The organism is Pseudomonas sp. (assembly GCF_040514055.1).
Taxonomy (GTDB): Bacteria; Pseudomonadota; Gammaproteobacteria; order Pseudomonadales; family Pseudomonadaceae; genus Aquipseudomonas.
In genome coordinates this window covers 1-20,133 of the sequence record NZ_JBEVDL010000014.1, presented here as the reverse complement: position 1 = coordinate 20,133, position 20,133 = coordinate 1, and the positions used below count along the sequence as shown (strand labels likewise).

The 20,133-nt window shown below is 64.8% G+C and carries 19 protein-coding genes; all 19 read right to left on the bottom strand.

The features are described 5' to 3' along the window. Window positions 1-8 precede the first annotated feature (8 nt). Window positions 9-1,112: a hypothetical protein gene (locus ABWY06_RS03720; protein WP_353924221.1), complete on the bottom strand. Its 1,104-nt coding sequence runs from the start codon at window positions 1,110-1,112 to the stop codon at window positions 9-11. 124 nt (window positions 1,113-1,236) lie between these two features. Then, a complete protein-coding gene (locus ABWY06_RS03715) occupies window positions 1,237-1,539 on the bottom strand; it encodes a hypothetical protein (protein ID WP_353924220.1) in 303 nt (100 codons plus the stop codon). 43 nt (window positions 1,540-1,582) lie between these two features. Further along, window positions 1,583-2,926, bottom strand: a complete 1,344-nt coding sequence (creD, locus tag ABWY06_RS03710; protein ID WP_353924219.1) for a cell envelope integrity protein CreD — start codon at window positions 2,924-2,926, stop codon at window positions 1,583-1,585. A 109-nt stretch (window positions 2,927-3,035) separates the two neighbouring features. Continuing rightward, window positions 3,036-3,581 (bottom strand): hypothetical protein, encoded by a 546-nt coding sequence (locus ABWY06_RS03705; protein ID WP_353924218.1) that lies wholly within the window; start codon window positions 3,579-3,581, stop codon window positions 3,036-3,038. Between the two features lie 14 nt (window positions 3,582-3,595). Then, on the bottom strand, window positions 3,596-4,189 hold the full coding sequence (locus tag ABWY06_RS03700; protein ID WP_353924217.1) for a hypothetical protein: 594 nt from the start codon (window positions 4,187-4,189) through the stop codon (window positions 3,596-3,598). Between the two features lie 299 nt (window positions 4,190-4,488). Further along, on the bottom strand, window positions 4,489-4,923 hold the full coding sequence (locus tag ABWY06_RS03695; protein ID WP_353924216.1) for a CBS domain-containing protein: 435 nt from the start codon (window positions 4,921-4,923) through the stop codon (window positions 4,489-4,491). Window positions 4,924-5,031: 108 nt separating this feature from the next. Continuing rightward, a complete protein-coding gene (gene creC, locus ABWY06_RS03690; protein WP_353924215.1) occupies window positions 5,032-6,456 on the bottom strand; it encodes a two-component system sensor histidine kinase CreC in 1,425 nt (474 codons plus the stop codon). Continuing rightward, window positions 6,456-7,142, bottom strand: a complete 687-nt coding sequence (creB, locus tag ABWY06_RS03685; protein WP_353924214.1) for a two-component system response regulator CreB — start codon at window positions 7,140-7,142, stop codon at window positions 6,456-6,458. Before creB ends, creC begins: the two co-directional genes overlap by 1 nt. 102 nt (window positions 7,143-7,244) lie before the next feature. Then, entirely contained in the window at window positions 7,245-9,278 is a 2,034-nt protein-coding gene (locus tag ABWY06_RS03680; protein WP_353924213.1) for a methyl-accepting chemotaxis protein, read from the bottom strand. 135 nt (window positions 9,279-9,413) lie between these two features. Beyond that, on the bottom strand, window positions 9,414-9,920 hold the full coding sequence (gene rloA2 / locus ABWY06_RS03675) for a retropepsin-like aspartic peptidase RloA2 (protein ID WP_353924212.1): 507 nt from the start codon (window positions 9,918-9,920) through the stop codon (window positions 9,414-9,416). A gap of 93 nt (window positions 9,921-10,013) precedes the next feature. Continuing rightward, window positions 10,014-11,255 carry a cyclic di-GMP phosphodiesterase gene (locus tag ABWY06_RS03670; protein ID WP_353924211.1) on the bottom strand — a complete coding sequence of 414 codons (1,242 nt, stop codon included), beginning with the start codon at window positions 11,253-11,255 and terminating at the stop codon, window positions 10,014-10,016. 74 nt (window positions 11,256-11,329) lie between these two features. Then, window positions 11,330-11,887: a methyltransferase family protein gene (locus tag ABWY06_RS03665; protein ID WP_353924210.1), complete on the bottom strand. Its 558-nt coding sequence runs from the start codon at window positions 11,885-11,887 to the stop codon at window positions 11,330-11,332. Between the two features lie 212 nt (window positions 11,888-12,099). Further along, entirely contained in the window at window positions 12,100-13,299 is a 1,200-nt protein-coding gene (gene fdhA / locus ABWY06_RS03660) for a formaldehyde dehydrogenase, glutathione-independent (protein WP_353924209.1), read from the bottom strand. A 77-nt stretch (window positions 13,300-13,376) separates the two neighbouring features. Next, window positions 13,377-14,234 carry a formyltetrahydrofolate deformylase gene (gene purU / locus ABWY06_RS03655; protein WP_353924208.1) on the bottom strand — a complete coding sequence of 286 codons (858 nt, stop codon included), beginning with the start codon at window positions 14,232-14,234 and terminating at the stop codon, window positions 13,377-13,379. Window positions 14,235-14,303: 69 nt separating this feature from the next. Then, window positions 14,304-14,933, bottom strand: coding sequence for a sarcosine oxidase subunit gamma (locus tag ABWY06_RS03650; RefSeq protein ID WP_353924207.1), 630 nt, complete (start codon window positions 14,931-14,933; stop codon window positions 14,304-14,306). A 120-nt stretch (window positions 14,934-15,053) separates the two neighbouring features. Continuing rightward, complete coding sequence (locus ABWY06_RS03645; RefSeq protein ID WP_353924206.1) at window positions 15,054-18,086, bottom strand: sarcosine oxidase subunit alpha; 3,033 nt, start codon at window positions 18,084-18,086, stop codon at window positions 15,054-15,056. Next, complete coding sequence (locus ABWY06_RS03640; protein ID WP_353924205.1) at window positions 18,083-18,394, bottom strand: sarcosine oxidase subunit delta; 312 nt, start codon at window positions 18,392-18,394, stop codon at window positions 18,083-18,085. The genes ABWY06_RS03645 and ABWY06_RS03640 overlap by 4 nt, the downstream gene beginning before the upstream one ends. Window positions 18,395-18,409: 15 nt before the next feature. Next, window positions 18,410-19,660 (bottom strand): sarcosine oxidase subunit beta family protein, encoded by a 1,251-nt coding sequence (locus ABWY06_RS03635; protein ID WP_353924204.1) that lies wholly within the window; start codon window positions 19,658-19,660, stop codon window positions 18,410-18,412. 21 nt (window positions 19,661-19,681) lie between these two features. Further along, the coding region (locus tag ABWY06_RS03630) for a PLP-dependent aminotransferase family protein (protein WP_502948144.1) at window positions 19,682-20,133 on the bottom strand (452 nt) is incomplete at its 5' end.

Here is a 20,133-nt window from a genome sequence, read left to right as displayed (position 1 = left end):
CGCAGGGCTCAAGGCTGGCGCAACTGCGCCAGCATCCGGCGCGTCTGCTGGTCGATCTGCCGGGCCAACGTGGGCAACTGCGCCGATCCCTGGGCGTGAAAGTCATAGGCCAACACCAAGCGTCCCTGCAGCCGGTAACGAACACTGCAACTCAGGCCGAAATCACCATTGTCGTAACAGCGCAGCGTAAAGGGCTCACCCGCGGCATTGGTCCAACCGTCGCGGGCCACCCAATAGTGGTTGTCGTATCGGTCGAACGCTCCGACAACCTGCACTGCCAGCGGTTCGCCGCGCGCCAGGGCCTGGCGGCGCAGCTCGAGCAGGTCGGCATAACCGCCACCGCTGTCGAAGCCCAGGCGCAGGGAATCAGCTTCATCCGCCGCGAAGAGCCCAATTCTGGAGGGATAACCCGTCAGCACCGCGGTATCGCCGCGGCAAAGATCCTGCACCCAGGCCGCCTTGGGCGCCCGGCACCAGGTTCTGTCCGCCAGGTCACCGGAATAAGCCATCTCGCTCCAGTCGATCAACAGCAAACGAGCTTGGGCGAGTTGGGCGCCCCGGCTACTGCGCGCGCAGAAGTCCCGCAAGCTGTCGTACCGAGCGAAATCATACTGATCGTCGTCCCCCAGCCAAACCTTGAACAGGGGCGCGCTGGAGACCCGATAAATCACACCGGCGACCCGAACAGAGTGGCTACGCGCCAGGCACTCTGCCGGTGGCAGCGCCGCCTGACGATCGGGGTGGTAGTCCCAGCGGACCCACATGCCGAGCACGAGCAGCACACCCGGCACCAGACTGAAACCGATCAGCACTTCCACCAGACTGCGCAGCTTGCCCCTTCCAAAGCTTTTATCCGGTAACAGGCGCAGGCCGCACACCAGTAACCCGGACATCAGTCCGGTGGCGGCGATCAGCAGCAGCCCAACGGCGCCGAGCAGGCCAACACTTGACTCATTCAGTACGCCCGGCAGCGAGCGATCCAGCAACAGGACCATCGCGGCGCTGCCACAGGCCCCCAGCAACAGCACCGTCAGCGATTTATACCCCTGTACCAGCAGTGCCAGGACAAAGGGCAAGACATAAGCCACTAGCAACATCAGTAATAACATCATCGTTGCACCTGGCGTCGTGCTGGCGCCGCAATGGCAACCCCTGGTCGTGGTGGAAACAGGGCGCTGATCTTGGCTGCCAGCCAGCGCCCCCTGCGGGCATCCTCGCGCAACCCCAGATGCCCGCTCATCGCCAGCAAAACCCACGGTACAGGGCGGCCGCCACCAGCAGCGCGAGCTGCCCGAGGGCGGCGCACAGTTGCAGGAAGGAGCGTACCGAGGCGTTCTGCGCGGCGTCCGCGAGCCCGGTCAGGCCTTGCCAGAAGGCCGGCGACAGCCATTCAAGGCTCAGCCTCGCCAGTGGCAGGCCGCTCTGCATCAGCGCCTCGATCAGGGTGAAACTGTGGGTGAACATCAGCCCTACCAGGAGTCCCAGGGCGGCCAGCGCACCACAGGCCAGGCAGGCGAAACCCTGCAGCAGCATTTTCATCAACGAATCTCCAAAAAGGGCGCGGCATGCCGCGCCGGTAACCTCAGGCCGCGTCGGCCTTGCCGATGCCGTACCAGTCCAGTTTGCGGGTCAGCACCATCACGCAGGTCAACAGGCCAAACACCAGCAACGAACCCATCAGCAACGCGTAGTCCTCCGCGCTGAGCAGGCCGTAGAGCAGCCCGTAGAGGGCCGCCAGCGCGGCGGTAAAGCCGAGCCCGCGGCTCCAGCTGTGCAGCACATGGCTGACGTAGAAGCCGATCAGGCACACGCAGCCAGCCGCCGAAAGGCCATAGGCCAACGCGAAATCCAGGTGCTCGGCGAGCGACAGCAACAGCAGGTAGAACAAGGCCAGCGACAAACCCACCAGGCCATACTGGATCGGGTGCACCGACAGGCGCTTGAGCACTTCGAACAGGAAAAAGCCGGCAAAGGTCAGGCCGATAAACAGCAGCGCGTATTTGATCGCGCGGTCGCTTTTCAGGTACTGGTCGACCGGATCGATAAAGCCCACGCCAAAGCTACGGCTGCCGAAGGCGGCGCACTGCTCGCCATCCGCCGCGCAGCTTTGCAGCACTTCTTCCAGGTTGGTGGCGAAGAAACTGGTCTGCCAGTCGGCGGTAAAACCCTGGTCGTCGATGCTGTGTTTCACCGGCAGGAACTCGCCGCTGAAGCTCGGGTGCGGCCAGCTGGACTTGAGCGACACACGGCTGTCGCGCCCCACCGGGGTCACGCTGAACTGCTCGCTGCCCTGCAGGCTGAGATCGAGGGCATAGTCCAGCCGCACGGCTTCCACGCCACTCAGGCCGGGCAAAGGTGCATGCACGCCGTTGCCCAGCACCGGCGCCTGGGTGCCCGGCTGGAAGTTCAGGCTGTTGCCGTTCAAGCGCAGCTTCAGGGCATTGCCGATACCGCGGATATCACTGATGCCGAAGGCCAGCAGCGGCTGTTCGAAGCGATAGTCGGCATAGCCTTCCTCGATCCCGAAGTGCACCGGCAATTCGAAGTGGCCGCTGATCGCATTGTTGGCGTGGTACAGGCGCGCCTGGTAGATGCCGCGCTTGCGCACCTCGGTGCTGACCTCGCCATTGAGCACAAAGGTCTCGGGCAGGAAATACAGGCGCCCGGACAGCTGCCGCTCCTGCAGTACCCGTTGCTTGGAGGCTTCGTCGAACGTCCACTCGCGCACGGTCTTGCGGTACGGCACGACGATCAGCGGGCCGGTCAGCTGCTGGCTGTAGCTGGAGCTGCGGGCGATGTCCTGCAACACCTGATCACGCAGGCCCTGACGCTCCTCGATCACGCCATCGATCAGCAGGATGGGGATCATCAGCACCAGCATCAGCAACGCGATGGCGCCGAGTTTAAGCAACAGGTTGCGGTTCATGGGACGGTTCTCCTGGTTAGTCAGTGACCAGGAGTGTGGCGGGCCCGTGTCGCGGGTCCATGGACCGTCTGTGGAGACTGGATGGAGATTCGATGGTAACGGCCGCTGCTCAACCGCTGTAACCATAGACGATCAGCCCTTGCGTGGGGATCACCAGCAGCATCGCGTCGTGGGTAGTGCTGTAAAACGCTCCCGGGCGCCGCAGCGCTGCATGGATGCGCCGCTCCAGTGCCTGATCGACATCCGCGCAAGCAAAGGCCATCCAGCCTTCGCTGCCTATCAGCCGGTCAGGCACCGGGCTGTGCTGCCACGCCGCATAAGCGTTCAGCGGATCCGCATAACCGCGGGCCTGGCGCGCCGTGGCCAAGGTCGGCCACCCACCGCGTAGCAGTCGGGCCCGGGCGGCGGCAGACAAACGAAAGATCGCCACGCCACAGCCTTCGCTCAACCCGCTTTCGCCGCTGATCACCCGTACGCTCGCGGGCTCGATCGCCGTCGGCAGCAGGTCGATAAAATGGTTACGCTGGTAAAACTTCAGCGCCAGGTAGCCGAGCAACAGCAGCCAGCCGAACAGCAGCAGGCCATTGCCCAAGGAGACCCGTCGCCAGGACGCGGACGGGGCAACCGGAGGACGCGGGGAAGGAAAGTCGGACATCGGTTGCAGCCTCTTCAAGGGTACAGATAGCTCAGCAAAAAAGCGCCCATCAACAGGCTGCCGACCAATAGCCCCGCCTGCGCAGGCCGCTGAAAAACCACCGGCGTAGCCACAGGCCCGGCATGCGGATCCGTAGCGGTTGAAGCTGACGTCAGCCCGGCACCAGGCTCAGGCGCGATGGCCTGGCCTGCTGGCGATGACCTGTTGCCGGTGCGCCAGAGGCGCAGCCACAACAGGCCTTGCAGCAAGAGGGCCAAGGGGGTGAAAAAATCGTTGAACGGCAATAACGCCCCTGCTCCCGGCAACAACACGACCAGCACGTAGGTCAGGCTGCTGGCGCACATCACCCCCAGGCCAAACTGCCCGGGCACGGGGTCGTCCCAGCCACAGGCGTTCACGGGTCGCCTCAGCAACCGGCCCAATGCCCACAGCAAGAGCCCGCAGAGCAGCCCGCAAAGGGCCAGCCCGCCCAGCAGCAAGAGTATTGACAGCGCACCGATCGCAACGGAGCGCCCGCAAAACGCCCCCAGACCCAGCAGCGTCAACAGCGCCAGGACTGCGCCATAACACAGACGTCGAGTGGCCTTGAGCTTCGCGGGCGGCATCATCTGGGCGTGCTCGGCCAGTGGCTAACGGACAACGGTATGCGGCTCATGGGCGGGCGCTCCTGCTAAATGGACGGTCAGGAGTGTGACGGCGGACGATCAGGGGCCCATGAGCCTAGGGTGGAAACTTTATGGTGTTTGCGTGAGCGAACCGAAGGGCGAGCGACCGGGCGGGTCGTCAGGCCGCCTGCATCGGTACACGCCGGGCAAGCCCCGGGAGGGCTAGCGCGGCGCACGGGGTAAGCCGCAAGCGACAGATTGCATCCGTACGCTATCGCCCCCGCGAGGCACAGGCCCGTGGGCTACTCGCCGCGAATATATTGCTCGAGCTGCTGGATCAGGCTTTCCTGCTCGGCAATGGTTTGCTTGACCAGGTCACCGATGGACAGCAAGCCGATCAGCTCGCCTTCCGCCAACACCGGCAAATGCCGCAGGTGGCGATCGGTCATCAGCTGCATGCAGTCCTTGGTGGTGTGCCGGGGACCGACGGTAATCACGTCGGCGGTCATGATTTCGCTGACCTTGGCGGCAAAGGCCGAGCGTTCCAGCAGCGCGACCTTGCGCGCATAGTCCCGCTCACTGACGATGCCTACCAGATGACCGTTGTTCAGCACCACCAGGGCGCCGATGCCCTTCTCCGCCATCAGCGTGACCGCGGCGAGCACCGAGTCATCGGGCGCGACGCTGTACACCAGGGCATGGGCTTTGGACCTCAGAATTTCCGCGACTGATTTCATGCTATTCCCTCCAATTGAGCTTCCCTGTTGTAGCAGTACTTTACGCTTTGCACGAGTGGGCAGACCGACCTGTGGTCTGCCCAAGTGGATATTATCAGCCGCGGGGAGTCAGGCGCAGGGCAGTTCCAGGCTCACTTGTACGCCACCCTCGACATTGCCCAGCATCAGCGCGCCGCCGTGCAGCTGCGCGACCTCCTGCACGAAATTCAACCCCAGGCCGGTGCTCTTGCGCCCGGTGCCCGGCCGCGGCAAGGAGTAAAAGCGTTCGGTCAGGCGCGGCAGGGCATAGTCGGGAATCGCCTCGCCGGGATTGAACAGGCTCAGGATCAAGCGCCCGGGCCGGCGCTCGGCGTAAAAGCGCAGCCGGCCGCCACGGGGACTGAAATCCAGGGCATTGTCCAGCAGGTTGGCCAGCGCCTGGCGCAGCAGGAAACGTTCGCCCTGGGCCGTCATATCCGCCGGAATCTGGTTGTCGACCTGCACCGCGGCGCACTCGATACGGGCCATTTGCGCCTGCAGCAGCTCGTCGACCAGGGCCCGCAGTGGCACCTCCACGCGTTCCTCGAGGCCCTGGCGCTGTTCGACCTGGGCCAGGTTCAGCAGGCGTTCGATCAATTGCTGCAGGCGCCGACTTTCGCTGTCGATATTGCCGACGAAGCGCTCGCGTTGCGCCGCGGGCATCTCGCCTTGAAGCAACTCCGCGGCGCCACGGATGGCCGCCAAGGGGCTCTTCAACTCATGGGTCAGGGTGTGCACATAACGTTCGACATAGGCCTTGCCGTCCAGCTCGGTACGCATTTTCTGCACCGCCTGGGCCAACTGCGCCAGCTCGCCGCCGCGCAGCTGCGGCAACTCGACCCGCCGCCCGGCGCTGGCGGCTTCGGCGTAACGGGTCAGCCGGCGCAAGGAGCCACTCAGCCACCAGGACAACAGGCCGCCGACCAGCAGGCCGAGCAGGATCAGCCCGGCACCCAGCCAGGCCAGGCGCCGCTGCGAGCGCTCGATATAAGGTTGCAGGGTACGGCTCGGCTTGGACACCGCCACCACCCCGATGATCTTGCCGTCGTCCTTGATCGGCGCCGCCACGTACATCACCGAAGACTCCGGGTCGTTCGGGTCTTCCCGGGTCGAGCGCGCGCCGTATTGGCCCTGCAGGGTCAGGTAAACATCATTCCAGCGCGAATAATCACGCCCGACATCCGCCCCGCTGGAGTCCAGCAGCACGGTGCCACGGGCGTCGGTGACATAGATGCGGTGATTGACCTGGTTTTTCTGCACGCCCCAGATATCGGCTTGTGGCCGACGCTGGCCATAGGCCTGGAACAACCCCGGCAAATGGCTCTGTTCCAGGGTCCCGGCCTTCAGGTCGTCACGCAGGATTTCCGCCAGCAGGTTGACCGTGTCGACCAGGGTCTCTTCGGTGGACTGGCGCACCCCGGGGCGGATTTCCTCCATCACCGTGCTCAGCACAAAATAGCCAGTGAGTCCGACGAACAGGAAATACACCAGGAACAACCGAACGCCCAGGGGCATCAGACCAGGCTCAGGCTGTAGCCCAGGCCACGGTGGGTCTGGATCGGTTCGGCGTCGGCCGCCACCAGGCGCAGCTTGGCCCGCAAGCTCTTGATATGACTGTCGATATTGCGCTCGTAGCCGGCCTCGGCGGCCACCCCCAGGGCATCGAGCAACTGCTCGCGGCTAAAGACCCGCTCGGGCCGTGCCAGGAGCTGTTGCAGCAAGCGGAATTCGTGACGGGTCAGGTTGAGCAGCTGGCCGCGGTAGTGGATCTGCACCTTGTCCTCGTCCAACTGAAAGGGTCCGCTGGCCGAGGCCGGGGTCACTTCCGGCAGCGGGCGCGGCGCCACGCGTTTAAGGATGGCCTTGACCCGCGCCGCCACCTCCCGTGGGCTGAAGGGCTTGACCACGTAATCGTCGGCGCCGATCTCCAGCCCCACCACCCGATCGATTTCGCCGTTGCGCGCGGTAAGGAACATCACCGGCACCTCGGACACCCGCCGCAGGCGCTTGCACAGCTCGAAACCGCTGATATCCGGCAAACCGACATCGAGGATCAGCAAGTCGGCCGGCTGTTGCTCCAGCCAGGCCAGGGCCTCGCCCCCCACACTCAGCCAGGTGGTGGTGAAACCCTCGCTCTGCAGGGCGTAGACCAGGGTATCGGCAATGGCGGCTTCGTCTTCGACGATCAGAATATGCGGCATGGGGCGTCCTGCGGCGGAAGTCGATCTCGGCCCGCAGCCTGGGCCAGCGCCGCCGTCAGGTCAAGCCGGCGGGCTGCCACCAGCGCCTCGGGGCGCTGAGGCTCAAGCGCCCAGTTGGAACCGCCCGGTGTTCTGCTCCAGGCCTTCGCTGCCGCGGCGCAGCTGATCGGCCGCACGGCTGACCGCCTTGGCGCCCTCGAGCAGGTGGCTGGCTGCCTGGTCGACCTGCTGGATATTGCCACTGACTTCGTCGGCGGTGGCCGCCTGCTCCTCGGCTGCCGTGGCGATCTGCGCCAGTCGGTCACTGACACGCTGCACCGATTCCACTATGCCTTCGAGGTCCTCGCCCATGGCCAATACGCTTCCGACGTCAACGTCCGCCTGGCGAAAGGCATCTTCCATCAGCGTCACCGCCTGGCCGACCACTTTTTGCAGGTCGCCGACCGTCTGGGCGATTTCCTGGGTCGAATCCTGGGTGCGCTTGGACAGGCTGCGCACCTCATCGGCCACCACGGCAAAGCCGCGTCCCTGTTCACCGGCACGGGCCGCTTCGATCGCCGCATTGAGTGCCAGCAGGTTGGTTTGCTCGGCGATGCCCTTGATCACATCGACGATCCGGCTGATCTGCTGGGTCTGTTCGCGCAGTTGTTGCAGGGTCGCCGCGGTATCGCCCAGGCGGGCGCTGAGCTGGCGCATGCTGACGCTGGTACGGGCGCTGCGCTGGTTGCTCTGGGTGGCGATTTCACGGGTGTGCCCGGCATCCTGGGCCGCCTGCTCACAGCTTTCCGCCACGCTTTGGGCGGTGGCGGCCATTTCGGTGGCGGCGGTGGCGATCTGGCTCATCTGCGCCTGCTGCTGCTCCACCGCCTTGAGCGCATCGCCGGCCTGGGTGGTCAGCACTTGCACGGTGCCGCCCAGCTGCTGACTTTCCGAATTCACCCCCTGCAGCGAGCCGCGCAATTGATCCACCGCGGCATTCAAGGCCTCGGCGATGCGCGCCAGCTCATCCTGGCCAAGTACATCCATGCGCACCCGCAGATCGCCCGCGCGCAAGCCCTCGGCGGCCTGGATGATACTGCTGGTGCTGCGCCGGATCGAGGCATTCAGGCACAGCAGCACATAGAGGGCCAGCAGCGTCAGCAGGGTAAAGGCACCGATGACCTCGATCATGCTGTTCAGCGCCTGGTCGCGGTACTCGCCCAGGCGGTGGGCGAACTGCCGGTACTGGGCTTGCTGCAAACCGCGCAGCTGGCCCTGCACGGCCTCGATGCGCTCGATAAACTGGCCCGCGGTCAGGCTCATGGGCGAGGCCTCGAACATGTCGCGATCGATGCCCTGGAGAAAAGCCTCCAGGCCCGTTTGCGCCTCGGCGAAGGGCCCCTGCAGCGCCTTCATCACCGCGGGCGCTTCAGCCCCAAGGGTCGCCTGGGCCTTGGTCAACTGGCCACGGGATTCTTCCAGGGCGCGGCGCAAGTCGCGCACCGACACCCGGCTTTGCAGGGTGAAATGCTGGGAGACGACCGCGCCATGCCCCTGGCTGGCAAAGGTACCCAGTTGCTCGACCAGGCGCGGCAAGGTGAAGGTCAGTTGCTCCATCATCAGGTAAGCATCGAGTTTCGGATCGAGGATCAGCCCGCTGTCAGTCGCCACCTGCTCGCGCAGGGCCACCAATTGCAGCAGGGTCTTTTGGTAACGCTCCAGCGCGTCCGGAAGTGGCAATTTGCCCAGCGCTTCGACCTGCAAATCGCCGCGCAGGGCGCGCAAGGCGTCAAATTGCTGGCGGGCCTGGGCACTCGGCGGCTCGTTGGCCAGTTGCGCGGTGGCTTTTTCCAACGCCTCGTCGAGCTCGCCTGCGCGCTGCTTAAGCAAGGCTTGCGCCTCGGTTTCGGTGCCTTTCCAGCGGGCCAGCAGGGTCCGCTGATCGACCACCGCATGCTGCACCTGGCCCAGAGCCTCGACCGTGCGCATGCCGCCCAGTTCGCCATCGATCAGGCGCAGGCGTTCCAGGTAAGTGCCGCCAATGATCCACAAGGCATAGGCCAGCGGCAGTACAAAGAGTAAAAACAGCAGAAGAAATTTGTGGCCAAAGCTGAACCGCTCCAGCAGACGCGCGCCGGGTCTGAGTACTGCAGTCATATGACACCTCGAGCAATCCTGAACCACGCCCTACACAGGACGCACCGATAGACAGCACCAAGCAAGAAGCAGGCCCGCTTGCCGTCGTCAGTTCAGGAGGGCAAGGGGTGATTTAGACCAGCATAGTGGAGCGCATCAGCATTTCGGTTTGTCGGCGGTGAATTTACGCGCGGGGTCGATGGCCGCATCGAATTTGCGCAGCGCCGCGGCGCCGATCAACAGGGGGTAATTGAACCGGCTGCGGTCGGCCAGGTTGACTTCCACACGGTGTTTCTCACCGGCCAGGCAGAGTTCCAGATCGACCACCGGGCGCTGGCTGGGATCGACCTTTTCATCGTCCTCGAGGTCTTCCTCGGTGCGGTTCTTGATCTTGCTGATACGCGCGACCCGGTGTTCGTACAGGGTCTCGTCGGCACCGTCGGCGGCCAGACGGAAGCGCACCCAGTCCTCGCCATCACGCTTGAAGCGTTCGATGTCCTTGGCCGACAACGAGGCGGTCAGGGCACCGGTGTCCATCTTGGCTTTCAGCGTCTGGCCGATATCCATCACCTTGACGTACTCATAACGCCCGTAAAGCGTGGGTTCCTCGGCGGCGAAAACCGGCAGGGCCAACAATGGCAACAGCAGCAAGGCGCGTTTCACGCGATATTCCCCTTAAATTGATAGTGGCGTGCGCATAGGACTGAACTATGGGCTGATGGTTTCGTTTGCTTCTCGCACGCCCGTGGCCGGCGCTCAACTGTCGAAATAGGAGCCCGAGCGGGCGGGCAATCCCGACCAGAGCTCGTCCAGGTTGCGAAAGCCCCAGACACTGGCCGACTCGCGGCCGATGATCCGCTCCCGGCCGACCCACTTCGCCAGGTCGATGATTTCCTGGGGGATCGGCAGCTTCGAGGTGGCGGAGAAAAACACCTTGACCCGAGGCGTCAGCAGCGAGTGGCCGTGCTGCTCGAGCACGACCCCCAAACGACCACTTTGCAGCCGCACCAGGGAGCCGGTGGGATAGATGCCCAGGCTTTTGACGAACGCCTGGAATACCGCCTCGTCGAAATGGCTCTTGCTCCACTCGGCCATTTTGCGAATCGACTCCGCCGGGTCCCAGCCTTTTTTATAAGGCCGATCCGAGGTGATGGCGTCGTATACGTCGCAAACCGCCCCCATGCGCGCCAACAGGCTGATCTGCTCACCGGCCAGGCGGTGCGGATAGCCGCTGCCATCGAGCTTCTCGTGATGGTGCAGGCAGACATCCAGCACCAGCGCGCTGACCTGCCGGCTGGCCAACAGGATCGCGGTGCCGGCCTCCGGGTGGCCGCGCATGGTGGCGAACTCCTGATCGGTCAGGCTGCCGGGTTTGTTGAGGATCTCCAGCGGCACGGTCATCTTGCCGATGTCGTGCAGCAGCCCGGCCATGCCCGCCTCGCGCACCTGGGCCTCATCCAGCCCCAGCTGCCGGGCCAGGGCGATCATCAGCGCGCAGACCGCCACCGAGTGCATGTAGGTGTATTCATCGGAGTGTTTCAAGCGCGCCAGGCTGATCAGGGCATTGGGATGGCGCAATACCGAAGCCGAAATGCTTTCCACCAGTTCCTGCACATGGGCGGTGTCGATCGCCTGGCCCATGCGTGCGTCGTTGAACATGGCCACCACGGCCGCCTTGGACAGGTTGCAGAGTTTCACCGCACGGCCGACTTCATCCTCGAGGGACGTCTGGCGGACCGGTGGCGGGGCCTCCGCGGCCAACAGCAACGCTTCGGTCGCGGCCGCGACCTGTTCGATGCTCTCGCCACTGGCCAGGTCCAGCCCACGACTGGTGTCGATCCACAGCTCGCAGATGCCGCTGTCGCGGATGCGCTGCAGGTCCTTGTCGCAGTCGAGCAGGAACTTGGATTTCCAGAACGGATGCTCCATCCAGGACCCACAGAACTCGTGGATATACATCCCCTGGCACAGCTCGGAGAGGGTTATACGTTTGAGCACGGCAGGCACCACTGCAGAAGGGAGCGCCCCGTCAGGATAGATGATCGAAACACGTAGCAGGCGGCTGGGCGTCGTTAGAACAGAAAAGGCAGGAACATCCGCGTCCGGCGGCAGTATTCGCCGTACGCCTCGCCAAAGGTCCTGCTGTTTTCAGCTTCCTCGACCTTGGCCGTGGCCACCAGCGCCAGGCTGCCCACTAACGCCGCCGCCACGCCGGACAGGTCGGGGTGTTTGAAGAACAGCCCCCAGGTCAGCAGCAGCAACGAGCTGTAGAGCGGGTGGCGGATATAGCCGTAGATACCGCTCTGCACCAGCTGCGCGGTGTTCTCGAAGCGGAAATTGCTTTCCTCAGCCGCCCGTTCAGGCGCGTGCCCGCCCCGCACACGCAGCAAATAGAGGCTGTGCAACAGCAGATAGAGCGCGCTGAACAGCAGCACCCAGGACAGCAGTTGAGTGGGCGAGAAACGCTCGACGAACCAGAACGGCAGGTTGCGCCACAACAGAAAGACGATGGCCTCGAAGGCGAAGAAACGGAAAAAACCGTGGCTGCGCGGATCGGCCAGGGAGCGCCGCGAGACAAACGCCAGGGCCAGGCCCAGGATCAAAAACGCCCCGTGATAGAGTTCCTGCACCCAACGACCTCCCAAAAGCCGGTTCGCGCGCCGTCAGGGCGCGCCGTGGCAACACACGCAGAGTTTATTGCCATCGGGGTCGCGAAAATAGGCCCTATGGGAATCGGCATCAGAGGGCCGGCGCCTCTGACCTCGCCCAAGGCTCTCGCGGCAATCCTTACCCATAAAAAAGGGCGGCCCATGGCCGCCCTTTGGGTGTTATACCCCGACCATCAGGCCGCGCTGAACAAGCGGTGCGGATCGATGACGAATTTCTTCGGCACCCCGGCATCGAACTCGCCGTAACCGCGCGGCGCATCGTCCAGGCTGATTACCTCGACCCCGACCACATCGGCGATCTTGATCCGGTCCCACATGATGGCCTGCATCAGCGCCCGGTTGTACTTCATCACCGGGGTCTGGCCGGTGTGGAAGCTGTGGGACTTGGCCCAGCCGAGACCGAAGCGGATGCTCAGGCTGCCCATCTTGGCCGCCTTGTCGGTGGCGCCCGGGTCTTCGGTGACGTACAGGCCCGGGATGCCGATCTTGCCGGCGACCCGTACCACGCCCATCAGCGAGTTGAGCACGGTGGCCGGCGCCTCGTGTTGCGCCCCGGCATGACCATGGCCCCGGGCTTCGAAGCCCACTGCGTCCACCGCGCAATCGACTTCCGGCTCGCCCAGCAGGTCGGCGATCTGCTCGTGCAGCGGCGTGTCCTTGGACAGGTCGACCACCTCGAAGCCCTGGGCCTTGGCGTGCACCAGGCGCACCGGGTTGACGTCGCCGACTATGACCACGGCGGCGCCCAGCAGGCGCGCCGAGGCGGCGGCGGCCAGGCCAACCGGGCCGGCACCGGCGATATATACGGTGCTGCCCGGACCGACGCCGGCGGTGACCGCGCCGTGATACCCGGTCGGCAGGATGTCGGACAGGCAGGTCAGGTCGCGGATTTTTTCCATGGCCGCATCGCGGTTGGGCAACTTCAGCAGGTTGAAGTCGGCATAGGGCACCAGCACGAATTCGGCCTGGCCACCGACCCAGTCCCCCATGTCGACATAGCCGTAGGCGCCGCCGGCACGCGCCGGGTTGACGGTCAGGCAGACCCCGGTGTTCTGCTCCTTGCAGCTGCGGCAACGGCCGCAGGCGACGTTAAACGGTACCGACACCAGGTCGCCGACGCGCAGGTGCTCGACGTCACGCCCAGCCTCGATCACCTCGCCGGTGATCTCGTGGCCCAGCACCAGGCCGGTTTGCGCCGTGGTCCGGCCGCGCACCATATGCTGGTCGGAACCACAGATATTGGTCGAGACCACGCGCAGGATCACGCCATGCTCGATGCGTTTGCCCTGGGGCGTTTCCATTTTCGGGAAGGGAATGCTCTGCACCTCGACCTTGCCAGCGCCCAGGTACACGACACCACGATTACCAGACATGCGTTCACCTCGTTTTTTATTGTTGTGAAAGCACGGCGCCAGTGCCGTGCGGCCTTGCAGTTCAACGGCCGGTGCGGTTAGAGCACCACGGTGCGGTTGGCATTGAGAAAGACCCGTCGCTCGATATGAAAGCCGATGGCCTTGGCCAGGGTCAGGCACTCGATATCGCGACCCTTGGCGATCAGGTCCTCGGGGTAATGGCTGTGGTCCACCGACTCGACGCCCTGGGCGATGATCGGACCCTCGTCCAGGTCGTTGTTGATGTAGTGGGCCGTGGCGCCGACCAGCTTGACGCCTTTCTGATAGGCCTGGTGATAGGGTTTGGCGCCCTTGAAGCCGGGCAGCAGCGAGTGATGGATATTGATCGCCCAGCCGTCCAGCTTGCGGCACAGCTCCGGGGACAGCACCTGCATATAGCGGGCGAGTATCACCAACTCGGCACCGGAGGCCTGAATCAGCTCCCAGACCTTGCGCTCCTGACCGACCTTGTCCTGGGGGTCGAGCGGCAAATGGTGGTAGGGGATGTCGTGCCAGCGCGCCAGGGGCTCGAGGTCGGGGTGGTTGGAAATCACCGCCACCACGTCCATCGGCAACTGGCCGATGCGCTGGCGATAAAGCAGGTCGTTCAGGCAGTGGTCGGCCTTGGAGACCATGATCACCACCTTGCTGCGGTAGTTCGGCGGGGTCAGCTCGAAGACCATGCCAAAGCCGTCGCCGCGGGCGATCAGCCCGTCGCGAAAACGCTGCTCGTCGAAGCCTTCGGGTTGACGAAATTCGACCCGGATAAAAAAACGCCCGGACAGCCGATCGTCGAACGAATGGTGCTCGGTGACATAACAGCCCTGCTCGAACAGGTAACGCGTCACCGCGTCCACGGTGCCCAGCACGCTGGGGCAATCGGCGGTGAGGATCCAGCTATCGGGGGTGCGGCTCATCGGAAGCTCCAGAACGGCAGGGCACGGCAAAAGGACCCAACGGGCACGTCGGGGACGCGCCCCGGGCGATCAGGACTCCACCGCCAGGCCGTATTCGCCGCTGGCGTCCTGCAGCCAGAGCCAGATGTAATCGGCGAAGCTGCGTCGCACCAGCAGTTCCCAGGTGTGCTCGCCGGTATGGCGGATCACCAGCTGGGACTTGGCGAACACCGTGCCGACCGCCTTGCCCACCGGGAAGTTATTCGGGTGCACATCATAGGACGTGGATTTCATCAGCAGCTGGCGCACCTTGGGGCCCGACAGCTCGAGCAGGGTCTGGCCGCCGCTGACGTTGACCACTTGGTGGTGCAGCTCGCCCAATGCGGCGCGCAGTTGCTGCTCGGCGGCGAATTCTTCCCCGCGCGGCACGATCAGCAGCCATTCGTCCGGCCCCATCCACTGCAGCGAGCGCTCGCCGCCGCCGATCAGTTGCAGCGCGCCGGGCAGCTCCAGGCCCGTGGCCTTGTGCACCGCCCCGGCGAACGCCGTGTCATGGCCATCGCCGCGCAAGGTCAGGTGCCCCAGCAGTTTTTTCTCGCGCAGGCGGATCCCCGCGCCGCCGGTGGGCTTGCCCGCCAGCTCGTCGAGACCGGCGTGGAACAGCGGCGACTCGGCGTGGGCCGCGTCCGGGCGTTGTTGATAGACGTTTATGGAAGTCATAACAGCCTCGCTGTCTGGAGCAATCTGGAAAGCCCGGAGCTACCGAACGCCATGACGCAGGTCGCTGTGTGCACTGGATCCCCGCCTACGCGGGGATGACGGGGACAGGTGGTCCGCTGGCTAGACATTCTGGCGATCCCCTTTCGGGTCGTAGAACACCGCGCTGACGATCTCGGCCTCGATCAGGCTGCCATCGGCCAGGGGGGCGAAGACTTTCTCGCCCATGCGCTTGAGGCCGCCCTTGACCAGGGCCAGGGCGAAGCTGTAACCCAGGCTGGTGCTGAAGTAGCTGGAGGTGACATGGCCGACCATGGCCATGGGAATCGACTGCTGGGTGTCGAACACCAGTTGCGCGCCCTCGGGCAGCACCCGCTTGGGATCCACCGGTTTCAGGCCCACCAGTTGCTTGCGGTTGTCGCGCACGCAGTCCTCGCGGTTCATGCCGCGCCAGCCGATCCAGGAGAACGGCTTGGTCCGGCCCACGCACCAGCCCATATTGAGGTCGTCCGGGGTCACCGAGCCGTCGGTGTCCTGGCCAATGATGATGAAACCCTTCTCGGCCCGCAGCACGTGCATGGTCTCGGTGCCGTAGGGCGTCAGCTGGTATTTCTTGCCGGCTTCGACGATCTTTTCCCAGACGCCCAGGGCGTAGTCGGCCTGCACGTTGACTTCGTAGGACAGCTCCCCGGTGAAGGAGATGCGGAACACCCGCGCCGGCACGCCGCCGACCAGGCCTTCCTTCCAGGTCATAAAGGGGAAACCGTCGCGATCCAGGTCGATGTCGGTGACTTCGCTGAGCAGCTTGCGGCTGTTCGGGCCCGACAGCGTCATGGTCGCCCAGTGGTCGGTGACCGAGGTGAAATACACCTTTAGCTCCGGCCACTCGGTCTGGTGGTAGATCTCCAGCCACTGCATGACCCGCGCCGCGCCGCCAGTGGTGGTGGTCATCAGGAAATGGTTGTCGGCCAGGCAGGCGGTCACGCCGTCGTCGAAGACCATGCCGTCTTCCTTGCACATCAGGCCGTAGCGGGCCTTGCCCACGTCCAGCTTGGTCCAGGCGTTGGTGTAGACACGGTTGAGGAATTCACGGGCATCGGGGCCCTGGATATCGATCTTGCCCAGGGTCGAGGCGTCGAGGATGCCGACGCTGTCGCGCACCGCCTGGCACTCGCGGCCGACCGCGGCATGCAGGTCTTCACCGGCCTTGGGGAAGTACCAGGGTCGCTTCCACTGGCCGACGTCCTCAAACTCGGCGCCGTTCTGCAGGTGCCAGCTGTGCAGCGCGGTGTAGCGCACCGGATCGAACAGGGCGCCGCAGTTGCGCCCGGCCACGGCGCCAAAGGTCACCGGCGTGTAGTTGGGACGGAACATGGTGGTGCCCATCTGCGCAATGCCGATGCCCAGGGAACGGGCGGCGATCGCCAGGCCGTTGATATTGCCCAGTTTGCCCTGGTCGGTACCAAAACCCAGCGCGGTGTAGCGCTTGACGTGCTCGACCGACTCGAAGCCCTCGCGGGTGGCCAGCTCGATGCCGGCGGAGGTGACGTCGTTCTGCAGGTCGACGAACTGTTTCGGTCCGCGCGCCGTGGATTTTTCGTGGGGCACCTGGAACAGCGCCAGGCTGGCCTCCTCATGGCGCGTCGGCACCTTCGGCAGGGTAGCGCTGACCGGGGCGAAGCCCGCCTTGCCGGCCGCCTTGACGCCCGCTTCGAACCCATCGGCGAGCACGTCGCCCAGGCCGAACACCCCGTTCATGGCCCCGGCGCAGACCCGCGCCTGGAAGCCTTCGCCCGGCACAAAACCGAGGATATCCTCGCGCCAGGTCGGCTTGCCGCCCAGGTGCGACGCCAGGTGCACCACCGGGCTGTAGCCACCCGAGGAGCCGACCAGGTCGCACTCCAGCCACTCGCCCGGGCTGGTGACCTTGTGCGCCAGGCTGTCGATGGCCGCCACCCGCACCGCGCTGACGCGCTTGCTGCCACGGGTTTCGATCACCGCGCTGCCGGTGAGGATGCGGATGCCCTTGGCACGCGCCTCTTCGACCCAGGCACCGCGCGGGTTATGCCGCGCATCGGCGACGGCCACCACTTGCAGGCCGGCCTCCAGCCAGTCCAGGGCCACTCGGTAGGCGTAGTCGTTGGTGGTCGACAGCACCAGTTGCTTGCCCGGTGCCACGGCGTAGCGACGCAGGTAGGTGGAAATCGCCCCGGCCAGCATATTGCCCGGCACGTCGTTGTTGCCATAGACCAGAGGGCGCTCGTGGGCACCGGCGGCCAGCACCACGTGCTTGGCCCGTACCCGGTGTATGCGCTGGCGGCTTTCGCGCTGGGCGAAGGCGCCCAACGGCGCGGTTTCGCCCAGGTGGTCGAAGCGCCGCTCATGAATGGTCAGGAAGTTGTGGTCATGGTAGCCGTGCACCGTGGCGCGCGGCAGCAGCGTCACCTCGGGCATGGCCGCCAGCTCGGCCACGGCCTTGGCCACCCAGTCGGCGGCCGGCAGGCCGTCGAGGGTTTCGCGGCTGTCCAGCAGCGCGCCGCCGAATTCTTCCTGCTCGTCGGCCAGGATCACCCGGGCGCCGCTGCGTCCGGCCGCCAGGGCCGCGGCCAGTCCGGCGGCACCGCCACCGACCACCAGCACGTCGCAGTGCTGGTTCATGTAGTCATAACGATCCGGATCGTTTTCCTTGGGCGCGCGACCCAGGCCGGCGGCCTTGCGAATGTACTTCTCGTACGTCATCCACATCGACTGGGGAAACATAAAGGTCTTGTAGTAGAAGCCCGGCGCCATCATGTCACCGCCGACCTTGCCGAAAATGCCCATCAGGTCGTTGTTGACGCTGGGCCAGCCATTGGTGCTGGCCGCCACCAAGCCGCCGTACAGCGCCTGCTGGGTGGCCCGCACGTTGGGGATCTGGGTGTCTTCGCGCGAGCCCAGTTGCAACACGGCATTGGGCTCCTCGGCACCGGCGGCGACTATGCCGCGCGGCCGCGAGTACTTGAAGCTGCGGCCGATGATGTCGACGCCATTGGCGATCAGCGCGGCGGCCAGCGTGTCACCGGCATAGCCCTGGTAGTTCTGGCCATTGAAGCTGAAGGTCAGGGGCTTGCTGCGATCGATCCGCCCACCCTTGCCCAGACGATTGACCTGGCTCATGCCTGTTCTCCTGGGACATTGCGGGGCTTGGCCGTCACCGAAGGTTTCTCGCCAATCTTGTAGGTTTCATGGATTTCGTAGGAAATCGTGTCACGGGTCGCGTTGAAGTACTGACGGCAACCGGCGGCGTGGATCCACAGCTCATGGTGCAGACCACGGGGGTTGTCGCGAAAAAACAGGTACTCGCCCCACTCCTGGTCGGTGCAGGCATTGGGGTCCAACGGGCGCGGAATATGCGCCTGGCCGGCCGTGTGAAACTCCTCTTCGGAGCGCAGCTCGCCACAATGGGGACAGAAGATATTGAGCATTTCGGATTTCTCCTGTTAGTGGGCGACGCCGGCAGCGCCGTGTTCGTCGATCAGGGCGCCGTTGTGGAAACGGTCGAGGGAGAACGCCTTGGCCAGCGGGTGCATCTCGCCGCTGGCCAGGCTGGCGGCGAACACGTGACCCGAGCCCGGCGTGGCCTTGAAGCCACCGGTGCCCCAGCCACAGTTGAAGAACAGGTTCGGCACCGGGGTCTTGCTGATGATCGGGCAGGCGTCCGGCGTGGTGTCGACGATGCCGCCCCACTGGCGGTTCATGCGCACCCGGCTGAGGATCGGGAACAGCTCGACTATGGCCTGCAACGTGTGTTCGATGGTCGGGTAGGAGCCGCGCTGGCCATAACCGACATAACCGTCGATACCGGCGCCGATCACCAGGTCGCCCTTGTCGGACTGGCTGATATAGCCGTGCACGGCGTTGGACATGATCACGCTGTCGATGATCGGTTTGATCGGCTCGGACACCAGGGCCTGCAACGGGTGGGACTCCAGCGGCATACGAAAGCCCGCGAGCTTGGCCATATGCCCGGAGTTACCGGCCGTGACCACACCCACGCGCTTGCCACCGATAAAACCACGGCTGGTCTCGACGCCGATCACCACGCCGTTTTCCTTGCGAAAACCGGTGACTTCGGTCTGCTGGATCAGGTCGACGCCCAGGGCGTCGGCCGCCCGGGCATAACCCCAGGCCACGGCATCATGACGGGCCACACCCCCGCGACGCTGCAGGGAGGCGCCCATCACCGGATAGCGGGTGTTCTTGCTGCAATCCATGAAAGGAATCAGCTCCTCGACCTGCCGGGCATTCAGCACCTCGCCGTCGATGCCATTGAGGCGGTTGGCGCTGACCCGGCGCTCGATGTCACGCATGTCCTGCAGGGAATGGCCGAGGTTGAACACCCCGCGCTGGGAAAACATGACGTTGTAGTTGATGTCCTGGGACAGGCCTTCCCAGAGTTTCATCGCGTGTTCGTACAGGTGCGCCGACTCGTCCCACAGGTAGTTGGAGCGCACGATGGTGGTGTTGCGCGCGGTGTTGCCGCCACCCAGCCAGCCCTTCTCGACCACTGCCACATTGGTGATGCCATGCACCTTGGCCAGGTAGTAAGCGGTGGCCAGACCGTGGCCGCCGCCGCCAACTATGACCACGTCATAGACCGGCTTGGGGGTCGGGTTGCGCCACATGCGCTGCCAGTTTTCGTTATGGCTGAGCGAGTGCTTGAACAGGCCGAAGCCGGAGTAACGTTGCATGGTGGGACTCCTGCCTCGGACTTAACGGTAAACCGGGAATTCAGCACACAGGGCGGCGGCCTGTTGCGCCACCTGGGCCTCGACATCGGCATCGCCCAGGTGCGCGAGGATGTCGCAGATCCAGCCGGCCAGGGCCTGGCACTCGGCGACCTTGAAGCCACGGGTGGTCACCGCCGGGGTGCCGATGCGCAGGCCCGAGGTCACGAACGGCGACTGCGGGTCGTTGGGCACCGCGTTCTTGTTCACCGTGATGCCGGCCCGGCCGAGGGCCGCGTCCGCTTCTTTACCGGTCAGGCCCTGCTTGATCAGGCTGAGCAGGAACAGGTGATTGTCGGTGCCGCCGGAGACCACGTCGAAGCCGCGCTCGATAAACACCGCGGCCATGGCCTGGGCGTTGTCGATCACCTGCTGCTGGTAGGCCTTGAACCCCGGCTCCATGGCTTCCTTGAAACACACCGCCTTGGCCGCGATCA